Origin of the sequence: Corallococcus exercitus, assembly GCF_003611585.1 — a bacterium.
In the GTDB taxonomy this organism is placed as follows: Bacteria; Myxococcota; Myxococcia; order Myxococcales; family Myxococcaceae; genus Corallococcus; species Corallococcus exercitus.
Map to the genome: position 1 here is coordinate 1 of NZ_RAVW01000324.1, position 11,444 is coordinate 11,444.

Annotated in this window: 8 protein-coding genes; 3 read left to right on the top strand and 5 right to left on the bottom strand. The window is 69.3% G+C overall.

Going from position 1 to position 11,444, the window contains the following annotated elements:
- Positions 1-89: 89 nt before the first annotated feature.
- From D7W79_RS30510 to D7W79_RS30520, 3 genes are read right to left on the bottom strand one after another with little or no spacing between them, the layout of a single operon-like run.
- Positions 90-653, bottom strand: coding sequence for a MarR family winged helix-turn-helix transcriptional regulator (locus tag D7W79_RS30510; RefSeq protein WP_120528896.1), 564 nt, complete (start codon positions 651-653; stop codon positions 90-92).
- Positions 653-3,811, bottom strand: a complete 3,159-nt coding sequence (locus tag D7W79_RS30515; RefSeq protein WP_120528897.1) for an efflux RND transporter permease subunit — start codon at positions 3,809-3,811, stop codon at positions 653-655. The genes D7W79_RS30510 and D7W79_RS30515 overlap by 1 nt, the downstream gene beginning before the upstream one ends.
- A 35-nt stretch (positions 3,812-3,846) precedes the next feature.
- Positions 3,847-4,947, bottom strand: a complete 1,101-nt coding sequence (locus D7W79_RS30520) for an efflux RND transporter periplasmic adaptor subunit (protein WP_120528898.1) — start codon at positions 4,945-4,947, stop codon at positions 3,847-3,849.
- A 333-nt stretch (positions 4,948-5,280) separates the two neighbouring features.
- Here D7W79_RS30520 and D7W79_RS30525 point away from each other — a divergent pair, with 333 nt between their 5' ends.
- Positions 5,281-6,420: an acyl-CoA dehydrogenase family protein gene (locus tag D7W79_RS30525; RefSeq protein WP_120528899.1), complete on the top strand. Its 1,140-nt coding sequence runs from the start codon at positions 5,281-5,283 to the stop codon at positions 6,418-6,420.
- On the opposite strand, the gene D7W79_RS30530 is transcribed toward D7W79_RS30525, so the two are convergent.
- Positions 6,421-6,708: a hypothetical protein gene (locus tag D7W79_RS30530; RefSeq protein WP_120528900.1), complete on the bottom strand. Its 288-nt coding sequence runs from the start codon at positions 6,706-6,708 to the stop codon at positions 6,421-6,423.
- A gap of 51 nt (positions 6,709-6,759) precedes the next feature.
- Positions 6,760-7,167, bottom strand: a complete 408-nt coding sequence (locus tag D7W79_RS30535; RefSeq protein WP_120528901.1) for a hypothetical protein — start codon at positions 7,165-7,167, stop codon at positions 6,760-6,762.
- Between the two features lie 79 nt (positions 7,168-7,246).
- On the opposite strand from D7W79_RS30535, the gene D7W79_RS30540 reads away from it, so the two are divergent.
- Positions 7,247-7,885 (top strand): SAM-dependent methyltransferase, encoded by a 639-nt coding sequence (locus tag D7W79_RS30540; RefSeq protein ID WP_120528902.1) that lies wholly within the window; start codon positions 7,247-7,249, stop codon positions 7,883-7,885.
- A 51-nt stretch (positions 7,886-7,936) separates the two neighbouring features.
- Positions 7,937-11,444 (top strand): MG2 domain-containing protein (locus D7W79_RS30545; RefSeq protein WP_244222060.1); only part of this gene is annotated, 3,508 nt, incomplete at its 3' end.

An 11,444-nucleotide genomic window follows, 5' to 3' on the forward strand; every position in this document is an offset into this window, starting at 1 on the left:
GGCCAAGCCCGAGCAGGGCCACGAAGGAGGGGAGCATGGGCGCGGGCAGTGTCGCAGCCCGCGCCCCTCCACGCACCTGCCGTGCCCGTTCAGCGCGGCGGGGTGCCGGCCTTCATGCGGGCGAGCATCCGCTCGATGATGCCGAACAGCGCCTCGCGGTCATCCTCGGGGAGCAGGCCCATCAGGCGGCGGATGCCCGCGTCCGTCATCAGCTGGATGACCTTGTAGATTTCACAACCCCGGTCGGTGAGCTTCGCGGTGACGGCGCGGCGGTCCTCCGCGTCCCGGCCGCGCTCCACCATGCCCATGTCCTCCAGGCGATCCACCACGCCAGTGATGGTCTTCTTGGTGATGCCGATGCGCTGGGCCAGCACGCCCACCTGGATGGGACCGTCCATGCCCAGCCACCCAAGCGCGTGCACCTGGGTGGGGGTCAGCCGCATGTCGTCGCAGAGGCTCGCCAGCGGATCCCTCAGGGAGCGGAAGTGGGCCAGCTCCCGGATGAGCCCCATGAAGCGGCGTGAGTCCGGCGTGGACTGATCCCCTTCCTGGAGCAGGCGCTCCATCGCGGCCTTTTCTTCAACGGCCTCATCCTTCCCCTCGGAGCGCACTTCGGACTCCGAGGGGGAGGTGATGGCGGTGGGACGACGCATCAAGCCGTCTCCACCCGCGCGGCGGCGGCGGCAGCGGCTTCCCGCTCGCGGTCCTGGTTGACCGGACCGTGCGGCGTGCCAGTGCCACCCGCGAAGCCGGCGTCGCTGCCCTTGTTGCGCTTGAAGCGCGCGGCCAGCTGATCCAGCAGCGAGTACACCACCGGCACCACGCCCAGCGTGAGGAACGTGGAGGTGATGAGGCCGCCGATGATGGTGATGGCCATGGGCGCGCGCGTCTCCGCGCCGTCGCCCTTCGCGATGGCCACGGGGATCATGCCGGCGATCATCGCGATGGTCGTCATGAGGATGGGGCGCAGACGGACCGGGGCGGCCTCGAGGAGCGCCTCGTGCGCGGTGCGGCCCTTCTCACGGACCTGCAGCGTGAAGTCCACCAGGAGGATGCCGTTCTTCACCACCAGACCCATGAGCATGATGACGCCGATGAGGGCGAACATGGACATGTACTGGCCCGTGATCAGCAGGCCGCCGATGGCTCCGATGAAGGCGAAGGGCAGCGACAGCATGATCGTGAACGGGTGGACCAGGCTTTCGAACTGGGCCGCGAGGATCATGTAGATGAGGATGATGCCCAGGAGCAGCGCGGTGCCGAACGCGGCCACCGACTTGCCCAGCTCCTTCGCGTTGCCTTCCAGCTCACCCGTGACGCTCTTGGGCAGCTCCTTCGCCGCGTAGCCCTGCATGTAGCTGATGGCGTCCGACAGCGCGTAGCCCTCCTTCAGGTTCGCCAGCATGGTGACCTGCCGCTTCTGGGCCTGCCGGTCGATCTGCACCGGGCCTTCCGCGGGGACGATGCGCGCCAGGTTGCGCAGCTCCACCAGCTGCCCCGTGGGGGCGCGCACGGCCAGCTGGCCGAGCGCGTCCGCGGAGGCCAGCGTCTCCGGCGGCAGGCGCAGCTTCACCTCGTACGTGTCACCGCCCTCGCGGTAGTCCAGCACCTTGTCGCGGCCCAGGTAGGCGCGCAGCGTGGCGCCCAGGGACGCGGCCGGGACGCCCAGGAGGGCCGCGCGGTCGCGGTCCACCTGCACGTCGTACTGCGGCTTGCCGGAGCGGTACGTCATGTCCACGTCGGTGAGGCCCGGGTTCTTGAGCATCGCCTGGCGCATCTTCTCCGCGGACTCCGTCAGCTCCTTCCAGTTGTCGCCGCGCAGGTTGAACTGCACCTGCTGCGAGCGCGCGCCACCACCGGACACCGCGGCCACGTCCTGCACCGCCACGGTGACGCCCTTGGGCGGGTGGATGTTCTGGCGCAGGTAGGCCTTCAGCTCGCTCTGCTTGAAGGCGCGGTCCTTCACCGGCTTCAGGTTGATGAGCACCTCGCCCTTGTGGACCTCCTCCTGCACGCCGCCGCCCGCCGTGGTGAACGTGGACGCGATGCCCGGCAGCGCCCGGACCTGGGTCGCGAAGGTGTCCAGCTGCGTCTGGGTCTCCTGGATGGTGGACCCGATGGGCAGCTCCACCGTGAGCTTGATGTTGCCGTTGTCCTGCTCGGGGATGAACGTGAACTTCAGGAACCGCATCATCCCGAAGGTGAGGAAGAGCACGCCCACCGCGACGATCATCGTGATGAGCCGGTGCCGGAGGATGCCACCCAGCATCTTGCGGTAGCCGTTCTCCATGCCCACCAGCACCTTCTCCACCGCCGCGGAGATGCCCGTCGGGTGCCCGTGCTCACGCAAGAGGCGCGAGGACAGCATCGGCGTGAGCGTCATGGACACCACGTAGGAGATGAGCGTCGCCACCGCCACCGTGACACCGAACTGGTAGAAGAACTTGCCGATCATGCCGTCCATGAAGGCCACCGGGATGAACACCGCCACGATGGCCAGCGTCACCGCGAGCACCGCGAGGGCAATCTGTCCGGCGCCCTCCAGCGCGGCCTGCATGGGCGTGGCGCCCTCTTCCATGTGACGGACGATGTTCTCGATGACCACGATGGCGTCGTCGATGAGCAGACCGATGGACAGGGTCAGCGCGAGCATCGTGATCATGTTGAAGGTGAAGCCCAGCGCCGCCATCACCGCGAACGTACCGATCACCGACACCGGCAGCGCGATGGCCGCCACGATGGTGGAGCGCAGGTTGCGCAGGAACACGAGCACGATGAGGACCGCGAGCACGCCGCCCAGGATGAGGTCCTCCTGCACCGCGTGGATGGACGAGCGGATGAAGCGCGCGTTGTCCGTCACCGTCTCCACCTGGATGCCGGCGGGCAGCGACTTGTTGATCTCCCCCAGCGACTCCTGCACCAGGTCCGCCACCTGCACCGTGTTGGAGCCGGACTGCTTGCGCACCACGAGCGCCACCGCGCTGCGCTCGCCGCTCTTCGCGCCCGAGCGCTGCTCCGCGGGGCCGTCCACGACCTCCGCCACGTCGCGCACGCGCACCGGCGACCCGGCCGTGCTGGTGATGATGATGTTGCGGATCTCCTCCACGCTCTTCGCCTCGGAGGTCAGGCGCACGATGCGCTCACGGCCGCTGTCCATGCTGCGGCCACCCGGCACGTCCAGGCTCTGGGCCTTGAGCGCCTGGCTGACGTCGCTGATGGCCAGCCCGAAGCCGCGCAGCCGGTTCGGGTCCACCACGAGCTGGATCTCCCGCTCGCGGCCACCGACGATGTCGATGCTGCCCACGCCCGGCTGGCGCTGGAGGGAGGGCTTCACCACGTCATCCGCGATGCGCGTCAGCTCCTCCACCGGCATGGCGCCCGCGAGCGCCAGCGTGATGATGGGGGCCGCGCCGATGTCGAACTTCTCGACGACGGGGGTCTCCACCTCGTCCGGCAGCTTGCTCAGCGTGGCCTGCACGCGGTCGCGCACGTCCTGCGCCGCGATGTCCACCTTGGTGGACAGCTTGAACTGCACGACGATCTGCGAAACGCTTTCGACGTTGATGGACTTGAGCGTGTCCACGCCGTTGAGCGTGTTGAGCGCCTCCTCCAGCGGGTCGGAGACGTTCTTCTCCATGGACTCCGGGTCCGCGCCCGGGAGGATGGTCGTCACGGTGACGACGGGGAAGTCGACGTCGGGGAACTGGTCCACGCCGATTTTCGGATAGGCGAAGAGGCCGAACACCACCACCGCCAGCATCAGCATGGCGGTGAAGATGGGCCGGGAAATGAAGGTCTTGAGCGGACTCATTCAGGTTCCTGAGGGAAAGAGGAGAGGGGGAACCGCTACTGCGCGACGCGCACCGCGGTTCCCTCCTTGACGTCCAGCGAGGCGTCGGCGAGCACGCGCTCCTCCGCCGTCAGGCCCTGCAGCACCTTCACGTAGCCGGGCAGCACGCGCTGCACGCGCACGTCGCGCTTGCGCACGGTGCCGTCCTGCACCACCCACACGTAGCCCTCCTGGCCCTTGCTGCTGACCGCCTGCGCCGGCAGGAACAGGCCGTTGCCCGCGTCGCCCGCGGCCTTGGAGAAGTCCATCTCCACCAGCGCGCCGGGGCGCAGCGGGTGCTCCGTCTTGCCCGTCACGTCCGCCAGCACCTCCACGGTGCGGCTCTGCGCGTCGATGACGGCGCCCACGTTGGCCACCTTCGCCTCGAAGCGCATGCCGCTGGGGTTCACGGTGCCCGGCGTCACGGTGCCCGGCGTCACGTTGTCGATGACGGACTCCGGCACCATCATCCGGATCTCCAGCCCGTCCGCGTCCACGATGGAGAACACCGGGGTGGAGGGCGTCATCGCCACGGAGTCACCCACGTTCTTGTTGCGCGCGGTGATGATGCCGTTGAAGGGCGCCACGATGGAGTGGTCGCGCAGGTTCTCCACCGCCAGCCGGTACGCCGCGCCGGCCTGGGCCGCCTGGGCCGCGGCCTGCTTCTGGCCAATCTCCGCCTGCTCCAGCGCGTTGGCCGCGACGCCGCCGGACTCGGCCACCTTGCGCATGCGCTCCAGGTTGCTGGAGGCCAGCTGCAGCCCGGCCTCCGCCATGTCCTTGGCCGCCTTCGCCTGATCCACCGCGATGCTCACGTTGGACGTGTCCAGCTGCGCCAGCACGTCGCCCTTCTTCACCTTGTCGCCCACCCGGACGTTCACCTTCGCGAGCGTGCCCGTCGCCTGGGGACCCAGGACGGCCTCCTGCTTGGAGCGCACCTGGCCGGTCACGCGCGTCACGTTCTGCTCCAGCTCCGTGGCCGGTGTAATCGCCTTGACTCCCAGTGCGTTGGAGCCTTCCTGCTGAGTCGGAAGCTGCGCCTTCTCCGCGCCCGCCTTCGAGCACCCCGCCGTCGACACCGCCACGGCCACCACGGCAGCCAAGATTCGCTGATTCACGCGTCCGAACTCCTGCCGGGTCGCCGGCGGGACACCCGCCCTGGCACCTGCTCCGGCTAATTCTTTGTGGGCTAGAAATTACCGACACTCGATTATCTGTCAAGAGGATACTCCGGAGTGCGGACTATCCACTCCTCAGTCATCCTGCGGGCTTGGCTGCCTGCCCCCCGGGGCTCAAGACTTCTTCACAACACCGTCACCGGCGCGCTGCGTCACCAGGGAGGCAGGCTCCGCGCGGGGCTGGGACTGGGTGCGTTGCTTGTGGCTGACGGCGGGCGCCTGCTATTGACTCGCGAATCAACCCGCACCGGGACAACCCCCCAAGGACTCGCGATGCTCAACCCGTTCACCGAGGACCACGAGGCGTTTCGCAGGTCGGTCCGCGCCTTCGTGGAGAAGGAGATGGCGCCCCATGGTCTGGACTGGGACCGGGCCGGCATCTTCCCGAAGGAGCTGTTCAAGAAGTGCGGCGAGCTGGGCTTCCTGGGCATCAACCACGACCCGAAGTACGGCGGCAGCGGCCTGGACTACTGGTACGTGACGGCGTTCGCGGAGGAGCTGTCCCGCAGCCGCAACGCGGGCGTGAACATGGCGCTCCTGGTGCAGAGCCAGATGGCCACGCCCATCATCAATGAAATCGGCACCGACGAGCAGAAGCGCGAGTTCCTGGAGCCCGCGCTCAAGGGCGAGCGCATCGCGGCGCTGGGCGTGAGCGAGCCGGGCTGCGGCTCCGACGTGGCGAGCATCAAGACGACGGCGCGCCGCGACGGGGACGACTACGTCATCAACGGCTCCAAGATGTGGATCACCAACGGCACGCGCGCGGACTTCATCACCCTGGCGGTGCGCACGGGGGAAGAGGGCTACGGCGGCATCTCGCTGGTGACGTTCCCCACGGACGTGAAGGGGTTCGGCGTCTCCAAGAAGCTGGACAAGGTGGGCAACCTGTCCTCGGACACGGCCATCCTCTACTTCGAGGACTGCCGCATCCCCGCGCGCTACGTGCTGGGCGAGGAGAACCAGGGCTTCTACCACATCATGACCAACTTCCAGGGTGAGCGCCTGGTGGGCGCCATCACCACGGTGGGCGGCATGGACCGGATGCTGGAGGACGCGCTCCAGTACGGCAACGAGCGCGAGGCGTTCGGCCGGCCCCTCATCAAGTTCCAGGTGTGGCGCCACAAGTTCGTGGAGCACCTGACGGCGGTGGAGGCGGCGCGGCGGCTCAACTACTACGCGGTGGACCTCTACGACCGGAAGGAGAACCCGGTGAAGGAGATCTCCATGGCGAAGCTGTTCGCCGGGGACCTGGCCCAGCGCGTGGCCTACGACTGCCAGCAGTTCTTCGGCGGCATGGGCTACATCGAGGAGACGCCCATCGCGCGCATGTGGCGCGACGTGCGGCTCATCACCATCGGCGGCGGTACCTCCGAGGTGATGAAGGAGATCATCTCCAAGCTGTACGGCTTCTAGCTACTTCCTGCCGAAGAGGGCCTCCGCGGCGCTGAGCATCGCGTCGCGGGAGTCCTTCTGGTGCAGGCCGCCTTCGCCCAGCTGGAAGAGCTCGCAGAAGTTGGCCTCGTCCTTGTCGCGAGGCACCTCCGCGAAGGGCTCCTTGCAGGCCTTGGCCACGGACTCGTCGAAGTGCCGGCAGTTGCGGCACGAGCGCAGGTCCTCCTCGCAGCCGGGGCACGTGTCGCGCCGGCCGACCTGGTTGGCGATGATGTCGAGCTTGCGTCCGCAGTGCGCGCAGCCGGGCATGGCGGTCCTCCCCGTCAGACAACAACGGGGCGCATCCTGCCAGAGTCCTGGCTAGCGCTGGACGCTGGGCGCGAACGCCGGGGCGGGCAGGGAGGAGGCCTCCTGGGGCCGGCGCAGCTCGCCGGTGGCGTCCAGGAGCTGGTCGTCCAGCCGCTTGAGGAGGAAGAGGACGTAGGCGGACAGGGCGGACAGGACGGCGGCCATGATGCCCAGCAGCATGCCGCGCTGCCAGCGGTGGGCCTTCTCCATCACGCCGCGGCGTTCCTTGAACGTCTTGAGCTGGGCGTCCACGGAGGAGCCGTCCAGCTTCTGGGCGAAGTCGGAGGCCTGGGCGCTGCCCCGGGCCATCAGCCAGCGCCCTTCCGCCTGGAGGGCCTCCGCACGCGCGTAGCAGAACGCAGCCCCGCCCGCGAAGAACAGGGAGATGCACAAGGCCGCTGTCACGCTCCGGGTGCCCATGCCACCAACCCTCCGGATATCCGATGGCGCGGCCAATGAACAGGCCACGACTGCTCCGGCTTTCCGAAGACAGTAGCGGATGCTAGGGACGGCTTCTGACATGGGCAAGCCCTACCGTCCTAAAGACCACTATTTCCAGAAAGCCAAGCAAGAGGGACTGCGGGCGCGATCGGCCTTCAAGGTCGACGAGATCCTCAAGCGCTTTCCCACGTCCGTGAAGAAGGGCGCGGCGGTGCTGGATCTGGGCGCGGCGCCGGGCGGCTTCCTCCAGATTCTCGCGGACGCGGTGGGCATGCACGGGCGCGTCATCGGCGTGGACATCGTGGCCATCCGGCCGTTCTCCCAGAAGTGGGTGTCGACGGCGGTGCTGGACGTGCTCGCGGACGACTTCGACGCGAAGCTGGCCGCGATGTACGACGGGCCCTACGACGCGGTCATCTCCGACATGGCGCCCAAGACGTCCGGCATCAAGGGCACGGACGAGGCGCGCAGCCTGCGGCTCGCGGGCAAGGCGCTGGAGGTGGCCGCCACGCGCGGCAAGCCCGGTGGCACGTTCGTGGCCAAGGTCTTCATGGGTGGCGACTTCGAGGCCTTCCGTGACGAGGTGCGCCAGCACTTCGAGGAAGTGAAGATCGTCCGGCCGGAGGCCACGCGCGGCGCCAGCATGGAGGTCTACGTGGTGGGGCTGCGGCGCCGGGCGCCCGCCGCCGCTTCCTGAAACAGCGAAGGGAACGCCAGGGGCGCGGGCGGCGTCTAGAGTGCCGCCCCTATGTCTTCTCCTCCGCGCCTGCGCACCTCCGCCGTCGTGTCGTGCCTGTTGTGTCTCCTGTTGTCCTCCGTGTCCGTGGCGGCCCCCGACAAGGCGCCTCCGACGTGGAAGGCCATCGACGCGCTCGTCGATGAGGACAAGGTGGAGTCCGCCGCGCAGGGGGCCGAGGCCCGGCTGGCCGCGGCGAAGGCCCAGGGGGACGCGGACGAGTGGACGCGGGCGCTGATCCGCACGGTGCAGCTGCGCACGCGGCTGCACGGCTACGAGACGACGGTGCGCTTCCTGAAGGAGCAGCCCTGGCCGGAGGGGCTGCGGCAGCAGGCCACGCTGCACCTGTTCTACGCGGCGGTGCTCGCCAACTACGTGCAGTCCTACGGCTACGAGATTGGCCAGCGCGAGCAGGTGGTGTCCACCGGGCCGGTGGACCTGAAGGCGTGGACGAAGGATCAGCTGGCGGCGGAGATCCAGCGCTCCTACGCCGCCGTCTGGGAGCTGCGCCAGAAGTTCGGCACCGAGCCGGTGAAGGTGTTGTCCGAGTACATCCAGCCCAACACGTACCCGGACGGCATCCGCTCCACGATTCGCGACGCGGTGACGTACCTGTGGGTGGCGTCGCTGGAGAGCACGGACCTCTGGCGCCCGGAGCAGGAGCAGGGGGTGTACCGGCTGGACCTGGGCGCGCTCCTGGAGGGCACGCCGAAGGTGGAACTGAAGGACCCCTCTGTGCATCCGCTGACGAAGGTGGCGGCGGTGCTGGGGGACCTGGAGGCGTGGCACCTGGCTGCGGGCCGGCGTGAGGCGGCGCTGGAGGCGAGGCTGCGGCGCTACGAGGTGCTGGCGACGTCGTTCAGCGACGCGGCGGATCAGCGGCGCATCCGGGAGCACCTGGCCGCGCACCTGAAGGGCTTCCGGGACGTGCCGTGGTGGTCCAAGGGGCAGCACCAGCTGGCGGAGCTGGAGGAGCACGCGGGCCGTGCAATCACCGCGCACGCGCTGGCGAAGGCGGGCGCGGAGGCGTGGCCGAAGTCGGTGGGCGGAGCGCAGTGCGCGGCGTTGGTGGCGAGCCTGGAGGCGCCGGAGCTGTACGCCACCGGGATGCAGGTGGACGGGCCGGGCAAGCGCTCCATCCTGGTAGGCCACCGCAACGTGGGCCCGCTGTACCTGCGGGCGTACGCGATGGACGTGGAGGCGAGGCTCGCGAAGCCCGATGTGGATCTGTCGCTGTTCGCCTCGGACAACGAGGCGCTGCGCCTGGTGGCGTCACGCAAGCCCGACGCCGCCTGGAGCGCGGCGCTGCCGCCCACGCCGGACTTCCAGCGGCACCAGACCTTCGTGACCTTGCCGGAGCTCAAGCCGGGCACGTACGTCATCGTCCTGTCCACGCGCGAGGACTTCGAGAAGAAGAACAGTAAGCTCCTCTCCCTGCCGATGGCCGTGTCGCCGTGGGCGGTGACGGTGCACAAGGCCAACCCCAACCAGGCGGAGATCCGCGTGGTGGACGGGGCCACGGGGGCGGGCGCTCCGAACGTGGAGGTGCGGCTGGTGACGCCGGACTACCGCACGCGCAAGTTCGGCGTCGTCAGCCGCCGCACCACCGCCAACGGAGACCTGGTGCTGGAGGGCACGGAGGCCAACCGCTACGAGACGATGTCGCTGGTGGTGGGCCGGGGGAAGGGCGCGATGGTGTTCCCGGGCTCGGTGTACCTGGCTCCGCTCTACGACTCGACGCCGCAGGACCAGACGCTCATCTACACGGACCGCGCCGTCTATCGCCCCCAGCAGAAGCTGCTGTGGAAGGTCGTGGCCTACCGTCCGGAGGAGACGTCCAAGCGCCACCGCGTCCTTCCGGATTCGCCGGTGACGGTGACGCTCGTCGACCCCAACGGCCAGGAGGTGTCCAAGCGTGAAGCGCGCACCAACACGTTCGGGTCGGTGGCCGGGGAGTTCGACCTGCCTTCGGGGCGGCCGCTGGGCCAGTGGACCGTGCGGACGAGCCCCAACGGCTACGCGAGCGTGCGCGTGGAGGAGTACAAGCGGCCCACCTTCGAGGTGACGCTGAAGGACGCGGCCGAGGCGCTGCGGCTCAACCGGCGCGCCACGTTCAAGGGCGAGGCGCGCTACTACTTCGGCCTGCCGGTGACGCGCGGCGCGGTGAAGTGGCGCGTGTCGCGCGAGCCCGTGCTGCCGCCCTGGTGGTTCTGGGAGCGCATCCCGGCCACCTCGCAGCTGGTGGCTTCCGGTTCCGCGACGGTGGGCGAGGACGGCGGCTTCACCGTGGCATTCACCCCGGAGGCGGACGAGCGGCTCGCGAAGGCGCAGGGCGTGTCGTGGCGCTACCGCGTGGAGGCGGACCTGACGGACGAGGGCGGCGAGACGCGCTCCGCCAGCCGGGCCTTCCGCCTGGGCTTTGTTTCCGTGGAGGGCCGCGTGGAGGCCGACGAGGGCTTCGTCCGCGAGGACCTCCCGTCGGAGGTGCGGCTCGTCCGCTCGAACCTGGACGGCGCGCCGCAGGCCGGTCCGGGCCGCTGGCGGCTCATCGCCTTGAAGGCCCCGGGCCGTCCGTTGATGCCGTCGGAGGTGCCGGTCGAAGCCCCCCAGTCCCTGGATGCGGAAGCGCAGGCGCGCAAGGAGGTGTCCCCCACGCCGGGTGACGCGCTCAAGCCTCGCTGGGAGTCGGCCTTCGACGTGGATCAGACGCTGCTGCGCTGGGACGACGGCGCGGAAGTGGCGCAGGCGGCGGTGACACATGGCGCGGACGGGGTCGCCTCCGTGAAGCTGCCGGCGTTGCGCGCGGGGGCGTACCGCCTGCGCTACGAGACGACGGATGCGTTCGGCCAGAAGGCCACCGCGCAGCGGGACTTCCTGGTGGCGGGGGCGCGGGCCCCGGCGGGGCTGCCGGCGGTGCTGGAGGTGGAGCGCTCTTCCGTGCGCGTGGGCGAGGTGGCGCGGCTGCTGGTGGCTTCCGGCTTCGAGGGACAGCCGCTGGTGATGGACGTGTACCAGGGGCGTCAGCGCATCGAGCACCGCCAGCTGACGGCGGGGCAGGGGCGCGCGGTGGTGGAGCTTCCGGTGACGGAGGCGATGCGCGGCGGCTTCACGGTGGTGCTCTCGATGGTGCACGACTGGCAGTCGCTGAACTTCCAGCAGTCGGTGTCCGTGCCCTTCGACGACAAGGAGCTCAGCCTGGAGTTCGCCACGTTCCGCGACACGCTGCGGCCCGGCGCGAAGGAGACCTTCCGCGTGACGGTGAAGGGGCCGAAGGGCGCGAAGCTGGAGGCGGGGGCCGCGGAGCTGCTCGCGTATATGTACGATCAGTCGCTGAACGCCTTCGGGCCGCACACGCCGCCCCAGGTGGCGCAGCTGTATCCGCAGCAGACCCTCTACGTGGACTTCCGCGCGTCCGGTGGCGTCTACGGCGCGGACTGGCTCTTCGACGAGCTCGACCGGGGCCGGCCCTCCGCGCCGGAGCCTTCCGACGACACGCTGAAGTTCGGGGACGGCTACGGGC

What these genes read in the sequence shown, in the direction of transcription:
- D7W79_RS30510 (WP_120528896.1), bottom strand. Translation starts at nt 653, where the DNA reads ATGCGTCGTCCCACCGCCATCACCTCCCCCTCGGAGTCCGAAGTGCGC.
- D7W79_RS30515 (WP_120528897.1), bottom strand. Translation starts at nt 3,811, where the DNA reads ATGAGTCCGCTCAAGACCTTCATTTCCCGGCCCATCTTCACCGCCATG.
- D7W79_RS30525 (WP_120528899.1), top strand. Translation starts at nt 5,281, where the DNA reads ATGCTCAACCCGTTCACCGAGGACCACGAGGCGTTTCGCAGGTCGGTC.
- D7W79_RS30530 (WP_120528900.1), bottom strand. Translation starts at nt 6,708, where the DNA reads ATGCCCGGCTGCGCGCACTGCGGACGCAAGCTCGACATCATCGCCAAC.
- D7W79_RS30535 (WP_120528901.1), bottom strand. Translation starts at nt 7,167, where the DNA reads ATGGGCACCCGGAGCGTGACAGCGGCCTTGTGCATCTCCCTGTTCTTC.
- D7W79_RS30540 (WP_120528902.1), top strand. Translation starts at nt 7,247, where the DNA reads ATGCTAGGGACGGCTTCTGACATGGGCAAGCCCTACCGTCCTAAAGAC.